The organism is Polaribacter sp. AHE13PA, from assembly GCF_019278505.1.
Lineage (GTDB): Bacteria > Bacteroidota > Bacteroidia > Flavobacteriales > Flavobacteriaceae > Polaribacter.
In genome coordinates this window covers 1024849-1040507 of record NZ_CP058985.1, presented here as the reverse complement: position 1 = coordinate 1040507, position 15659 = coordinate 1024849, and the positions used below count along the sequence as shown (strand labels likewise).

Sequence of the window (15659 nt, the reverse complement as noted above, 5' to 3'; positions counted from 1 at the left end):
CATCAATTAATTGATGGGCTTTTATAAAACTTTAAGTATATTTCTTAGATAACTTTTACGTTAACCGCGTTTAAACCTTTGTTTCCTTCTTGTAAATCGAATTCAACTTCGTCACCTTCTCTAATTTCATCAATTAAACCAGAAACGTGTACAAAATGATCTTTGCTTACTCCTTCTTCAGTGATAAAACCAAAACCTTTTGTGTCGTTGAAAAACTTTACTGTACCTTTACTCATAATAATGTTGTTAAATTTATAATACTAATTGTATTGCAAAGATGGTTCCATTTTTCTGATATACAACCTTATAATTGTTTTCTTTTCTGTTTTTTTATTAATTTTTTTATTCCGAAGAATGATATACCTTTAAATACAGTCTTTAAAAAGTAGTATTACACTATTATCTTCTCAAAATAAATACCTAAAAAAGTATCTACTTTTTCCTTTAAAGCGTTTATAGAGTGCTTTTCTTTTCTGTAAATCGTTACATTTTCTGCTACCCTATTTCTACTAAAACTTTCTTGTACTTCTACAATACGAACCCCTTTTATGTTTTCTAGGAGATTCTTTAATCCTACAACAAATGACGTATCGCTTAAATAAATTTTTAAAGTTTGTTCTCTTGGTGAGTTTCTAATCTCGGTTCTAAATGCTAACATAATTATAAGTTTTAAGTGGTTTATAAATAATGTTACAGAAAAGTAACTCTCCTAAGTTACTATTTTAGTTTGATATTTACAAAAAAAACATCTATAATCAATAATAAAAAAAAGGAATACTTATGATTTTAGACCATATGTACTCCTTTTTAAATTTTATTCTACTTGTTATTTTATAATATAAAAACTACCAATCTATCGGAAAATAATCTTTTAAGAATTTACCAGACCAATGTTTACCAGTATTAATACCATCAATTAATGGATCCATCACTCTTGCGGCACCATCTACAATATCTAATGGTGGCTGAAAATCGTGCGTTTCTACTTTATGCTTAGACAATTCTGCAGGATCTTCATCTGTAACCCAACCAGTATCAACTGCATTCATATAAATACCTTTCTTTGCAAAGGTTGAAGCAGACGTATGTGTTAACATATTTAAGGCTGCTTTGGCCATATTTGTATGTGGATGTCTGTCTACCTTTTTAAATCGATGGAACTTCCCTTCCATCGCAGTTACATTGATAATATGCTTTTTACCCGTATTTTCTTTCATCATTAAATTAGACAAACGATTACATAACACAAACGGAGCAACAGCATTTACCAACTGTACTTCTACCATTTCTGTAGTTTCTATTTCACCTAATTTTAAACGCCAACTATTGGTTTTTCTTAAATCTACTTGTTGTAAATCTGCATCTAATTCGCCTTCCGGAAAAACTTCTGCAGTTTGTAATGAATTGTCAAAACTATACGGAATTTGAGATAATTCTGCTGAATTTCTTAAACCAATTCCTGGTTCTGGTCCGTGCCAAGTAACTGGCAAAACATTATTTTTATCCGTTTTAGCAGTAGAGACACTTAAATCCGCCAATTCTTCTAAACAACTTTCGTGATCTTGTAATAAAGTCTGTGCCAATTTTGGTAATTGGTCAATTGGTTTCTTTTCATTTTCCATTAAATGGAAATAAAAACCAGACGGACGTCTTACAGTTTGTGCAGCATTGTTGATTAAAATATCTAATCGATCGTATTTTTGTTCTATATAATTACAGAAAATTTCTACACTTGGTATGTGTCTTAAATCTAAGCCATGAATGTGTAGTCGATGACTCCAATCTTTATAATCTTCTTCTTTAGAAAAACGAATTGCAGAATCTGCAGGAAAACGCGTAGTTGCCACAACCGTCGCTCCAGAACGTAAACACATTAAGGTAATGTGGTATCCGATTTTTAAACGAGAACCTGTAATTACTGCTACTTGACCTTTTAAATCTGTTGTTTGAAAACGTTTTGCGTAATTTAAATCGCCACATTCTGTACACATCGTATCGTAAAAATGATGCAACTTGGTAAAAACCTTTTTACATACATAACAGTTTCTAGGCGATTCTAATTCTGGTGTATCTTCATTTAATTCTGCTGCTCCTAATAATTTTGGTGCAACAAATAATGCTGCTTCTCTTGCAGAACGTATTCCTGTAGATTTTCTAGCGTGTTTATCGCTTTCAATCATTTTACGTTTTGCAGCTTTTTTAGCGTCTTTACGTCTGCGCTGAAATTCATCACGATTTGGACGAGACAATTCGCCAGCAACTTTAAAAAGTGCGACTCTTTGCTCCTCTGGTAATTCAAAAAGTTGATTCGTGTCCTCCAATAATTTTTGAAGGGTATTGATGCACGAATTTACTTCTGTATTTAATTCTTTATTACTCATATTCTTATACTTCGTAAATACGTACTTTTTTCTTTTTTAAACGAGAATTATTTAATTTCTCAATCAATTCTTCTGTTAATGTAGATGGAACTGCCACAAAAGCACAATCTTGTTTCAACTCTATTGCACCTAGTTGATCTTTACTTAATTTTCCTTGTTTTATAAACAAACCTGCAATATCTCCTTTCGAAATCTTGTCTTTTCTACCACCTGAAATAAATAAAGTTTCCCAAAAAACAGGACTTCTTACTGCTTGTTTAGAAATGTCTTGTAAATCAGCATGCTTAATAAAATCTGGTAAACGTTCGTCTTTCCATTTTAGAACAAAGGCAGTTCCTTCTGCAGAAACTCTTGCAGTACGTCCGTTTCTATGTGTAAATTCTTCTACGGCTTGTGGCAATTCATAATGAATGATGAAACTCATTTCTGGCACATCAATTCCTCTTGCTGCTAAATCTGTAGCTATTAATAATTGATTGGTTCCGTTTCTAAATTTAATCAAAGAACGTTCTCTATCTTTTTGTTCCATTCCACCACTAAAACAACCGTGTTTTATATTCTTGCTCTCTAAAAATGTACTTACATTATTTATTGAATCCTTTAAATTACAAAAAATGATACCTTGCTTATTTCCTAAATGATTTAGTAAATGTAATAAGGTGTTTAGTTTATTCTTAGCAGGAGAAACTACTGTTTTTACTTGTAATTTAGAGGTTACCGCTTTTAAATAATTAACTGTATTTGGTTTACTTAAACCTACAAAATCAGGAATTTCAACTCCTTGTGTTGCAGAAGTTAATATACGTTTATTTAAAGATAGTTGATTGATAATATTACGCATCTCATACTCAAAACCAACCTCTAAAGATTTGTCAAATTCATCTAAAATTAAAGTTTTTATATGCTCTTTAGAAAAACGATCGTTTGCAAAGTGGTCTGAAATTCGACCTGGTGTTCCTATTAAAATTGCAGGAATATGCTTTAATTCTATCTTATCTTTAGACATCGGTCTACCTCCATACACCGCATTTACCTTAAAACCAGACCCCATAGAACGAATTACTTGTTCTATTTGAATTGCTAATTCTCTAGAAGGTACTAAAATTAAAGCTTGTACTTCTTCTAAATTTGGATCTAAAAATTCTAATAAAGGTAAAGAAAAAGCCAATGTTTTTCCTGTTCCTGTTGGCGAAAGTAAAATTACATTATCATTTTTATGAATGGTAGCAATAGCTTCTTTTTGCATTTGATTTAACTCTTCAATCTGCAATTTTGATAATATATCTTGTTGAGTTTTTATAATATTTGCCATGCTTATTTCTTTTTCTTCTTTTTAGTTACTGCTGTTTTTGTTTTTGCACTTGCTGTTTGCGCTAAATAATTAGCCAAAACTTTATCTACCAATTCTTCTTTGGTTAAATGATGAAAAATTGTTTTAATCTCTGCTTTTAAATCTTCTGAAATAGCACGATTTGGTTTTGTTTTAAACACTTTTTTAGCCCACAGAATTGTATTATTGTCTTCTATACTTTGTGCATCTGCTTTTTTATATTCTTTAAAAGTCAAACCTAAATCTTCTTCAAATTCAGGAATTTCTTCTAATTCTTCAGGTTGTATCACACTTAAAGAAAGTCCGGTTGCTCCTGCCCTAGCTGTACGTCCGCTTCTGTGTACATACGTATCATACCTGTCTGGTAAATGGTAATTTACTACGTAAGATATTTCTTTAACGTCAATACCACGAGCTGCTAAATCTGTAGCTACTAAAATATCGATATTCCCTTCTCTAAATTGTCCCATTACACGATCACGAATCCCTTGGGTTAAACTACCATGTAAAGCACCAGATGAAAATTTATTTATAGCTAAGTTTTTAGCTAATTTATTAACGGCTGCTTTTGTTTTACAGAAAATAATTCCGCGTTCTCCTTCTTTAGTCGATAAAAAATGCATTAAAACATTCAATTTTTCAATTGGTTCTACCACCACATATTGATGATCGATTCCTTTATGCCCAACAGAATCCATATCAGTTTCTATATGTTCTACGTGTTTAGACATATAGTTTTGTATCAATTGCTTGATGGTTCCGGGCATCGTTGCTGTAAACAACAACGTTCTTCTAACATTCGGAATTTCTTTTATAATAGCATCTACTTCTTCCTTTAAAGCGCTTACCATTTCATCTGCTTCATCTAAAACAAAATAGTTGATTTTTTTAATATCAATCGCTTCACGTTTCATTAAATCTACCAATCTACCCGGAGTTGCAATTACAATACTTGGGTTCTTTTTGATTGCTTCAATTTGTGGTTTTATTGGGATTCCTCCGCAAATAGAGACTATTTTTTCCTTTTGTTCATCGGAAGAAAAAGAAAGTAAATTGTCATATATCTGATGACCTAATTCTCTTGTAGGTGCTAAAATTAAAACTTGAATATGTGTTTCATCAGCTTTAATTTTTTGCAATAAAGGCAAACCAAAAGCAGCTGTTTTTCCTGTTCCTGTTTTTGCCAAAACCACCATATCTTTCTTTTTATGTAAGATAAACGGAATGGTTTTTTCTTGAACTGCAGTAGGAACTGTAATTTCTAATTTTGCTAAACGTGCTTCTAGTTCTTTATGAATTCCTAAAGATGAAAAGGTTTTTGACATTAAATATATTTTTTGCAAAGGTAGCAATATCGTTCTTGTTAATTAAATAAATTATGGTCCGTGAATTTAAAATATTTTAATTGAAAATAAAATGATTAGGATACTCAAAAATAAGCCTAAAATAGGCTTTCAGAATCCGTATATTTGCAACTCTATTTTAGTTTAATTATACATTTGAAACAGATAAAAGAATACTTACAGCAAATAGCCAACATATCTCAAGAAGATTGGGACTTTTTTACGTCTAAATTGCAACCTCGTGTTATTAAAAAGAAAGCCGTTTTCTTAAAATTAAACGAAATTGAAAACTACATATCTTTTATAGAATCTGGCGTGGTACGTTTGTATATTCCTAAAGAAAATCCTGAAAAAGAAATCACCTTTGGTTTTAGTTTTAAAGATCAGTTTATTAGTGCGTACGATTCTTTTTTAACTCGAAAACCTTCTGCCTACGAATTGCAAGCACTTACAGAAACTACCATTTTAAGTGTTTCGTACACCGATTTACAAGAAATTTATAAAAAAACTCAAATTGGTAATTTAATTGGTCGATTAACCGCAGAACGTTTATTTTTAATCAAATCTAGTAGAGAACAAAACCTTCTAAACCTTACTGCAGAAGAGCGTTATCTTAAATTATTTAAAGATCGTCCAGAAATTTTAAAAGAAATCCCTTTAAAATATGTCAGTTCTTATATTGGTGTTACTGCACAAGCTTTAAGCCGAATTAGAAAACGTATTTAATAATATCAATACATTTTATAACAGTTTTAAGGTGTCCTTTTTATCAAAAAGATAGGTCTTGTTTCTTGGTTCTTAAAACGTAGCGATCTTTTTTATTGATTTAGGTTCATTGTTTCACCTAAAACAGCAAACTATCTTTGTCAAAATTTTTAAATATGGCAGTAGTTATTTTTATTATAGTGCTTTGGTATGGAGGTTTGTTTTTTCAATCTTTCTTTTTACATCGTTATGCAGCACATCAAGTATTTACCATGTCTAAAACCATGGAGAAAATCACCTTTATTTTAACTTGGGTTTTTCAAGGGTCTAGTTATTTAAGTGCTTACGGATACGGAATTATGCACCGAATGCATCATGCGTATACAGATACCGAAAAAGATCCACACTCTCCTTCTTACGATGCAAATATGTTTGCAATGATGTGGAAAACGAAAACTATTTATCAAGATATTAACGAGCAACGCATTGCTATTGATGACCGTTTTACTAAAAATGTACCGCAATGGAAATCGTTTGATTCTTTTGCTGGCTCTCGTTTTTCTCGTTTACTTTGGATTACCTTTTACATTCTATTCTTTGTCTTTTTCGTAACCGCTTGGTGGCAATGGTTATTATTACCAATAGCCTTTTTAATGGCACCTATTCATGGAGTTATTATCAACTGGTTTGGTCATATTTATGGATATGTAAACTTCAAAATGAAGAACACCAGCAAGAATCTTTTTCATTTCGATTTTTTAATGATGGGAGAAGGTTACCACAACAATCACCACAAACATGCTAGTAGCCCTAATTTTGGAGTTAAATGGCATGAAATAGATATGACTTATGTAATTATTAAAGTTTTAGACTTTTTCGGTTTTATTAAGCTGAAAGCTATTAAAGTAAAAGAATAATACTGTGTAAAAAAGATATAGAAATCTGTTAAACCTATTTAATAATTATCTTTTTGTAATTAAAAATTATAACTAGAAATATCATTTAAAAACACCCTTTAATAAGTGGTGTTTTTTTCATTTTTAGTATCTTTGTTAGACACAGAAATCTCACCATAAACCTAGCTTTCTAACTCTAAAATGAAAAACTACAAACCAAAAAAAAGATTACCTGCACAAGCTTATATAGATGGTGTTTTAAAAGGTGATAGAGTAATTCTTTCTAGAGCAATCACTATTATAGAAAGTAATTTAGAAAGCGATAAAAGTTTAGCTAAAGAAATCGTTCAAGAAATATTACCAAATTCAGGTAAATCTATACGTATTGGTATTACAGGTGTGCCTGGTGTTGGTAAAAGTACTTTTATTGAAGTCTTCGGGTTGCATTTGGTAAAACTGGGGCATAAAGTAGCTATATTATCAATAGACCCAAGTAGTCAACGTTCTCGTGGAAGTATTTTAGGTGATAAAACTAGAATGGATGAATTGTCTGTTTTACAAGAAGCGTATATTAGACCTTCCGCCTCTGGCGATACTTTAGGAGGTGTTTCTAACAAAACAGGAGAAACCATGCTGCTTTGTGAAGCCGCAGGTTACGATGTTATTCTAATTGAAACCGTTGGTGTTGGTCAGTCTGAAACAGCTGTACACGGCATGACAGATTTCTTTTTACTTTTAATGCTTGCTGGTGCTGGAGATGAGTTGCAGGGAATTAAAAAAGGGATTATGGAAATGGCCGATATGGTGGTTATTAATAAAGCCGATGGCGATAATATCACCATGAGTAAATTAGCTAAAAGACAATACCAAAATGCCCTTCATATTTTTCCAGCTTCTGAGTCTGGTTGGACTCCTGTGGCTAGTACCGCTTCAGCCATAAAAAATATTGGTATAGATAATGTTTGGAATGAAGTTTTAAAATTTAAAAAATTAGTTGATGAGAATGGTTATTTCCTAAAAAACAGAAACCATCAACAAATAAAATGGATGTATAATAATATCAATGAAGAATTGAAACATTTATTTTATGGTTCTGCTAATATAAAAAGAGAGCTTTCATCATTAGAAAACGATATTGTTACTTCTAAAATTTCACCTGTAAAAGCAGCACAACAAATTATAGAAGAATTTAAAAATTCCTTTCAATTGAGTTAATAATTCATGAACTTTAAAAATTGTATGAAATGATATTTAATAATTATTTTGATAAACAATTTGAATTAAGGTATTTTGAAATGAATAAGTTTGGGCTTGCAACACCTACAATAATATTGGCTTTGTTAGAAGAAACAGCTGCAGATCATGCTCATTCTATAGGACACAGTATATTTGATCTATTACAAAAAAATGTAGGTTGGGTATTAGTTTCTGGTATTTTACAAATGAATCGTTACCCCAATTATAAAGAAAAAATAACCATTAGAACTTGGCTATCCCACTACTCTTTTATCAAAGGATATAGAGAAAATATTATTTACGATCAAAAGAATAACATTATAGGTAGTGCAAAAGGTTTATGGGTTTTCTTTGACATAAATAAAAGAAAGCCGATTCCTATTTTTAATGAAATTAAAGAAAAATGGTCGTACTTTAATGAACATTCTATCAATAGAAATATCAAGAAAAAAATAATTGCTATAGACTCACCTCAACATACAAAACAATTTAGAGTAAACCGATACGATATTGATTCTAATAAACACGTGAATAATATTAGATACTTACAATGGTTAATTGAATCGATTCCAAAAGATATTGTTGATAATTATTTTTTGCATGAAATTGAAGGTCATTTTATAGCGGAAGCTCAATATGGAGATACCGTCTTATCTTTAACCAAAGAGCTTAAAATGAAAAATACTTTTGCGCATACTATCAAAATTAAAGGAAATAATAAAGTTTGCGCCACAGCTAAAACTATTTGGAAAGCTTATTGACATTTACCGCACACTGTTTGTTTTATTGTTTTTTATGTAAATATTTTATCTAACATTCAACTTTCCATACAGTTTTGTCTTTTCGACCAAAGGGAGAAATCACATAAAGGTGCTCATTTTTGTGTTATCAGTATTATGAGACTTCTCTTCAAGTCGAAGTGACAAGTTCTTATGTTTTTTTACCCTTATAATACTGATAATTGCAAACACATAACAATCTAAAATCGTATTTATGTGGATGATAACAACAAAAAAAGCCCAAACAAGTATATGTTCGGGCTTTTTAAAATAAATTAATATAGAGCTTATTCTTGCTCTAAGTATTTTTCCATTATCGTAATTGCAGATTCAGAAATTACAGTTCCAGGACCAAAAATAGCGACCACTTTTCTTTCTAATAAAAAATCATAATCCTGTGCAGGTATTACGCCACCTGCAAATACCATAATATCTGGTCTACCTAATTTTTCTAATTCTTCTATTAATTGAGGAATTAACGTTTTATGTCCAGCAGCCAAACTAGATGCACCTACAAAATGCACATCGTTTTCAATAGCTTGTTTTGCTACTTCTTCTGGAGTTTGAAATAAAGACCCCATATCTACATCAAAACCTAAATCAGCAAAACTAGAAGCAACTACTTTTGCCCCTCTATCATGTCCGTCTTGCCCCATTTTCGCAATCATAACCCTTGGTCTACGACCTTCTATTTCTGCAAACTTATCCGTTAACTTTTGCGCTCTTGCAAACGTATCATCACTTTTTACTTCTTTTCCGTACACACCACTTATCAATTTAGTATCCGCTTTATGTCTTCCAAAATGAACCTCTAAAGCATCAGAGATTTCACCCAATGTAGCAAAATTTTCTGCAGCTTCTACAGCCAAAGCTAATAAATTACCTTTTCCTGTTCCTGCACAATCCTCTAATGCTTTTAAATTGACAGCAACCACTTCAGAATTACGTTCAGCTTTCATTTTATTTAAACGAGCAATTTGAGAATCTCTTACAACCGTATTATCAACTTCTAAAATTTCAATATTTGATTTTTCTGTCGTTTTAAATTTATTTACTCCTACTAAAATATCTTGACCAGAATCTAAACGTGCTTGCTTACGAGCAGAAGCTTCTTCTATACGTAATTTAGGAACTCCAGTTTCAATAGCTTTTGCCATTCCTCCTAATTCTTCAACTTCTTCAATTAATTTCCACGCTTTCTTCGCAATTTCTTGCGTTAAATATTCTACATAATAAGAACCCGCCCAAGGATCTACAGATTTAGTCATCTGCGTTTCATCTTGAATAAAAATCTGTGTATTACGTGCTATTCTTGCAGAAAAATCTGTTGGTAAAGCAATTGCTTCATCCAATGCATTGGTATGTAAAGATTGTGTACCTCCTAACGTTGCAGCCATTGCTTCTACACAAGTACGAGCTACATTGTTAAAAGGATCTTGCTCACTTAAACTCCAACCAGAAGTTTGACTATGCGTACGCAATGCCATCGATTTTGGGTTTCTTGGATTGAATGATTTTATTATTTTTGCCCAAAGCATACGTGCAGCACGCATTTTTGCAATTTCCATAAAATGATTCATTCCTACTGCCCAGAAGAAAGATAAACGAGGCGCGAATTCATCAATTTTTAAACCAGATTTTAATCCAGTTCTAATGTATTCCATTCCATCTGCTAAAGTATACGCTAATTCAATATCTGCGGTTGCACCCGCTTCTTGCATGTGATAACCAGAAATTGAAATTGAGTTAAACTTGGGCATATTTTTAGTGGTGTAATCAAAAATATCGCCAATAATTTTCATAGAAGGTAATGGTGGATAAATGTATGTATTACGCACCATAAACTCCTTTAAAATATCATTCTGAATCGTTCCTGAAAGTTGATCTAAAGCAACGCCTTGTTTTTTTGCAGCAGCTATATAAAAAGCCATAATAGGTAACACAGCACCATTCATTGTCATAGAAACTGACATTTTATCTAACGGAATTTGATCAAACAAAATTTCCATATCTAAAATTGAATCTATAGCAACACCTGCTTTACCAACATCACCCGTTACACGTGGATGATCTGAATCGTAACCACGGTGCGTAGCTAAATCAAAAGCAACTGAAAGTCCTTTTTGACCTGCCGCTAAATTTCTTCTGTAAAAAGCATTTGATTCTTCTGCGGTAGAAAAACCTGCGTATTGACGAATCGTCCAAGGACGCATGGCATACATAGCACTATAAGGACCTCTTAAAAAAGGTGGTACACCAGCTGCAAAACCTAAATGTTCTGCTTCTGCAATATCTTCTTTTGTAAATTGTTTTTTTACAGGGATTCCTTCAGGAGTATTCCAAACATCTTGATTCTCTGAAGTTGCAACAGTTTGTTTGACTGCTGAGTTTATTTTTATATCTGAAAAATCTGGTTTCATACTTCTAAAGATTTAAAGGTTTTTTGAACTTTTTTCTGAATACTAGAAAGTGAGACAAGAACATCAGTTCTCATATTTACAACACCATCTAAACCAACAGCCGTTAATTCATCAATGTTTTTTGGTGCACCTGCTAGTAACAATACTTTATCTGTATCTATGGCTCTAAATGCTTTTACAAATTCTACAGCAGTTTCATCATAATCTTCATCAGAACTACAAATAACAACTACATTTGAAGTTGATTTAGCACTTTCAGTAGCTGCAACCAAAGCGTTTGCAAAACTTTCTTCTTGATGCACATCAAAACCACTTACACCTATAAAATCATAAGCAAAAGCAGCTCTCGCTTTACGCATTGTTAAATTTCCATAACTCGCTAATTGTACAATTGGGCGCACATTTGTTTCATCCACTAATTCTTCTGTAACCCTTCGCATTGCCTCAATTTCTAAAGAAGCTCTTCTTGGAGTTAACACCTTAGGATTCTCACTAATTCCTTTAGAAAGTAGATTAGCAGATATTTTCTCCATTAAGTTAGGATACTTATTAATTCCAACCATTGGAGTTCTACGTTGGCTAATTAATTTTAATTTTTGAAGACGAATTTCAGCAATTTGTTGTTGAATTATTTCTTTTTCAAAATTGATATAAAAACCACCATCAGCTTCAATTGCTTTAAACAACTCTAATGCTTTTTCTGCTATTTTAGAACTAACCTCTTCAATATAATAAGATCCATCAACAGGGTTTGATACTTTACCAAAATAAGATTCTTCTTTTAAAATAGTGGTAATATTACCTGCTATTCTGCTTGAAAAATCAGAAGAACTTTTAAATTCTTTATCATAAGGATCAATTAAAACTCCGTCTACATTTCCTAAAATAGCAGCCATAGCTTCTGTAGTACAACGTAATAAGTTGGTTTCTGCATCTGTAATTGACTTACTCCAAATAGAAGTTTTAGCGGTTATTGTATTCGAGAAATCAGCAAGTTGATATTTGGCTGCAACCTCAGCTAATAAATTATTGAAGGCTCTAAATTTTCCAATTTCAACAAAATACTCTAATCCAATTGCTAAATTAAAATTTAGGTTGTCGAAAATTTGTTGCACTGCAATCTCTTTTTCTTTCAATTTTTCCGTTAAAAAAACAAGAGAACTTAAAGTATATCCTATTTCTTGCACTTGGTTTGCTCCACTATCTAAATACTCCGTTCCAGAAATAGTGATTGCTTTAAAGTTAGGAAAATGTTTTGTTAACTTTATCAGTTCTGCAGTTACATCTACAAGGCTTTCATTAAAACTACCTGTTGTTACATAGCCAGAAATTAAATTTGTATCAATATATCCCTTTAAATTTTTGCCTTTTGCAAAAGCAACTAAATCTTTGGTAAAAGGAATAGCATTATTAAATAATTTAAACGAAACCGAGATAGTATTTAAGTCTATTCCATTTAAAAGTTCTTCTACAGATACATTGGTTATCATTTGAAAAATAATACCATTTATTCCTTCTTCAATTGCTTTTAAGGCCAAATCATTTCCAGATTTACCACAACAAGCAGCAACACTTCTATAGTTTACTAATGATTGTGAGTTTTCCCCTGTATTTTTTAGCTGTGTAATTGAATTTTCTATATTATAACAAGGCTGAAAATTGATACCAGTTAGGTTTTTCCACACTAGTTTTCTATCAAAATCAGCACCTTTTAAATCTGCGGTCACTCTTTCCATCCACTGTTCAGTAGAAACTGAAGAGAAATCTGAAAAAAGTATTTTATTTTTATCGCTCATTATATGTGAATTTATTTAATACAAAAGGTTACAGTTCTTAAAGTTACAAAATTTAAGCCCTACCCTCCGTAAGTTTATTTTATCATTAAACTACTTCCAAATCTTTCAAAAATAGCTTTGTCCAATTCCTCTCTATGATTTGGGTGCGCAATATCTCTTAATGCTTGAGCTCGTTGTTTTAAATTTTTACCAAATAGTTCTGCTATCCCATATTCTGTAGCTATAAACCTAGCATGCGCACGAGTAGTAACAACTCCTGCTCCTACTTTTAACGCTGGAGTAATCTTAGAAACACCTTTAGAGGTTGTTGATGTAATTGCACATATTGGTTTCCCGCCTTTTGATAAAGCAGCTCCACGCATAAAGTCCATTTGACCACCAACTCCAGAAAACATTCTCTGACCAATAGAATCTGCACAAATTTGCCCTGTTAAATCTACTTCAATAGCAGAATTTATTGCTGTTACTTTTGGGTTTTTACGAATGATAGAAGTATCATTTACGTATGCAATGTCATTCATTTCAATTTCTGGATTATCATCTATAAAGTCATATAAACGTCTTGTTCCCATAGCAAAACCAGAAACAATTTTATAAGGGTTTGTTTTCTTTTTAGAACCGTTTACAACTCCGTTTCTCACTAAATCTATGACACCTTCAGAAAACATCTCTGTATGTATCCCTAAATTTTTATGGTTGTTTAAAAATGTTAAAACGGCATTTGGAATACCACCAATCCCCATTTGAAGCGTTGCACCATCATCAATAATTTCTGCAATATTTTTACCTATAGATTTCTCTATTTCAGATGGTTCTACAAAATTCATTTCGTAGATTTCTTCTTCTACTTCAACACAGGCATCAAAATGTTTTAAATGAATTTGAGCATCTCCAAATGTACGAGGCATGCGCGGGTTAATTTGAGCAATAATTATTTTACCTTGTTCTATACCAGAAATAACAATATCAACAGAAACACCTAAAGAACAAAAACCATGTTTATCCGGTGGCGATACATTTACCAGAACCACGTCCAATTTCATATATCCTTCACGAAATAAACTTGGTATTTCACTTAAAAAAACAGGAATATAATCTACCGTGTTTCCTACCATTTTACGAACGTTTCCACCAATAAAAAAAGCATTGGTATGAAAACTTTCTCTTAATTCTGGTGCAGTATATCCACAAGCTCCCTCGGTATGTAAATGAACAAGTTCAACATTTCTTAATTCTGACGCTCTTGCAACCATCGATTTTATTAAAGCTTGTGGTGTTGCAGAACCTCCTTGGATTAAAACTCTATCGTTAGATTTGATTAATTTAACAGCTTCATCGGCTGTCATTTTATTTGGTATTTTCATATTATCAAATTTTAAAAATTGTTGTTTTGTTCATTCACACACTAAAATGAACTTCTAATTATCCTTTATCCTAAGAAACTTAAAATAATACCTGCAGCAATTGCAGAACCTATTACACCTGCAACATTTGGCGCCATTGCATGCATTAATAAATAGTTACTTGGATCTGATTTTAAACCTTCGTGATGCACAACACGTGCACTATCTGGAACAGCTGAAACTCCTGCAGCACCAATAAGCGGATTAATTTTATTATCTCCTTTTAAGAATCTATTCATAAATCTTGCGAATAATAAACCTCCACAAGTTGCAATCACAAATGAGATTGCTCCTAAACCAAATATCAATAATGAATCTTTAGTGATAAAAATATCTGCTTGCGTAGAAGCTCCTACTGTAACACCTAATAAAATAGTTACAATATCAATTAATTTGGTTCTTGCCGTATCTGCTAATCTTTCTGTTCTTCCTGACTCTTTTAATAAATTTCCGAAGAATAACATCCCTAATAATGGTAATGCACTAGGAGAGATAAAAAGAGTTAATAATAAAGCAACTACAGGGAAAATCATTTTTTCCTTTTGAGTAACGGCTCTTGGTGGTTTCATTTTTATTTTTCTATCCTCTTTAGAGATTAACAATCTCATTAATGGAGGCTGAATTACAGGAACCAATGCCATGTAAGAATAAGCAGCAATAGCAATAGGTCCAATTAAGTTTTTAACCGTTGTACCATCTGCCAAAATATTAACTCCGTTTGCTAATTTTGATGATAAGAAAATTGCAGTTGGTCCATCGGCTCCACCAATAATACCGATGGCACCTGCTTCTGGAAGGCTGAATCCTAGATAAAGCGCTCCCATAAAAGTTGCAAACACACCAATTTGAGCTGCTGCTCCTAAAAGCATTAATTTGGGATTTGCAATTAAAGATGAAAAATCTGTCATTGCTCCAATTCCTAAAAAAATTAGTGGCGGATAAATACCTTTTACCACTCCAAAATAGAGATAGTTTAATACAGATCCTGTCTCATAAATACCTGTTTGATTTCCGGCTACAAAAGGTATATTTCCTAATATAACACCGGTACCAATTGGTATCAATAGTAAGGGTTCGTAATCAAATTTAATACCTAGGTAAATAAATCCAATTCCGATAATAATCATTATTAAGTTTCCAGAAGTTGTATTTGCAAAACCGGTATAACTGTAAAACTTTTTAATTCCTTCAAAACCTCCTTCAAAAACACCCACATCTTTTTGATGAGCTTTATCTACTTGTGTTGTAGCAACCGTAGTATCGGTTATGGAATCTGGGCTAGCATCTGCGCTTAATCCTAAAACTGGTCTTATAAAGATCAATAAAGATAAAACACAGAATATTAAAATTACTTTTTTCATATTTAGTGT

At 32.0% G+C, this 15659-nt stretch carries 13 protein-coding genes; 4 read left to right on the top strand and 9 right to left on the bottom strand.

Annotated elements, in window-relative coordinates; translation table 11 throughout:
* Positions 1–44: 44 nt before the first annotated feature.
* The 5 genes from H0I28_RS04490 to H0I28_RS04470 form a co-directional block, all read right to left on the bottom strand.
* Positions 45–236 carry a cold-shock protein gene (locus H0I28_RS04490; RefSeq protein WP_068448022.1) on the bottom strand — a complete coding sequence of 64 codons (192 nt, stop codon included), beginning with the start codon at positions 234–236 and terminating at the stop codon, positions 45–47.
* A gap of 155 nt (positions 237–391) precedes the next feature.
* On the bottom strand, positions 392–658 hold the full coding sequence (locus H0I28_RS04485) for a hypothetical protein (protein ID WP_218730376.1): 267 nt from the start codon (positions 656–658) through the stop codon (positions 392–394).
* Between the two features lie 187 nt (positions 659–845).
* On the bottom strand, positions 846–2381 hold the full coding sequence (locus H0I28_RS04480) for an SDR family NAD(P)-dependent oxidoreductase (RefSeq protein WP_218760688.1): 1536 nt from the start codon (positions 2379–2381) through the stop codon (positions 846–848).
* A 4-nt stretch (positions 2382–2385) separates the two neighbouring features.
* Positions 2386–3693, bottom strand: coding sequence for a DEAD/DEAH box helicase (locus tag H0I28_RS04475; protein ID WP_218760687.1), 1308 nt, complete (start codon positions 3691–3693; stop codon positions 2386–2388).
* Between the two features lie 2 nt (positions 3694–3695).
* Entirely contained in the window at positions 3696–5036 is a 1341-nt protein-coding gene (locus H0I28_RS04470; protein WP_218760685.1) for a DEAD/DEAH box helicase, read from the bottom strand.
* 174 nt (positions 5037–5210) lie between these two features.
* On the opposite strand from H0I28_RS04470, the gene H0I28_RS04465 reads away from it, so the two are divergent.
* From H0I28_RS04465 to H0I28_RS04450, 4 genes are all read left to right on the top strand, one after another.
* On the top strand, positions 5211–5780 hold the full coding sequence (locus tag H0I28_RS04465; protein WP_218760683.1) for a Crp/Fnr family transcriptional regulator: 570 nt from the start codon (positions 5211–5213) through the stop codon (positions 5778–5780).
* 155 nt (positions 5781–5935) lie between these two features.
* The gene (locus H0I28_RS04460; protein ID WP_218753074.1) at positions 5936–6676 is read left to right on the top strand and encodes an acyl-CoA desaturase; all 741 of its coding nucleotides are present in this window, start codon (positions 5936–5938) and stop codon (positions 6674–6676) included.
* 180 nt (positions 6677–6856) lie between these two features.
* A complete protein-coding gene (meaB, locus tag H0I28_RS04455; protein WP_218760681.1) occupies positions 6857–7870 on the top strand; it encodes a methylmalonyl Co-A mutase-associated GTPase MeaB in 1014 nt (337 codons plus the stop codon).
* Positions 7871–7899: 29 nt separating this feature from the next.
* The gene (locus H0I28_RS04450) at positions 7900–8652 is read left to right on the top strand and encodes an acyl-[acyl-carrier-protein] thioesterase (RefSeq protein WP_218760680.1); all 753 of its coding nucleotides are present in this window, start codon (positions 7900–7902) and stop codon (positions 8650–8652) included.
* 305 nt (positions 8653–8957) lie between these two features.
* Here the strand turns inward: H0I28_RS04450 and scpA are convergent, their stop codons facing one another.
* The 4 genes from scpA to H0I28_RS04430 all read right to left on the bottom strand — a co-directional run bounded on the left by scpA (position 8958) and on the right by H0I28_RS04430 (position 15650).
* Complete coding sequence (scpA, locus tag H0I28_RS04445) at positions 8958–11090, bottom strand: methylmalonyl-CoA mutase (RefSeq protein WP_218760678.1); 2133 nt, start codon at positions 11088–11090, stop codon at positions 8958–8960.
* The gene (locus H0I28_RS04440; RefSeq protein ID WP_218760677.1) at positions 11087–12886 is read right to left on the bottom strand and encodes a methylmalonyl-CoA mutase family protein; all 1800 of its coding nucleotides are present in this window, start codon (positions 12884–12886) and stop codon (positions 11087–11089) included. Before H0I28_RS04440 ends, scpA begins: the two co-directional genes overlap by 4 nt.
* 74 nt (positions 12887–12960) lie before the next feature.
* On the bottom strand, positions 12961–14250 hold the full coding sequence (locus H0I28_RS04435; RefSeq protein WP_218760676.1) for an acetyl-CoA hydrolase/transferase family protein: 1290 nt from the start codon (positions 14248–14250) through the stop codon (positions 12961–12963).
* Positions 14251–14315: 65 nt separating this feature from the next.
* On the bottom strand, positions 14316–15650 hold the full coding sequence (locus tag H0I28_RS04430) for a sodium ion-translocating decarboxylase subunit beta (RefSeq protein WP_218760675.1): 1335 nt from the start codon (positions 15648–15650) through the stop codon (positions 14316–14318).
* Positions 15651–15659 lie beyond the last annotated feature (9 nt).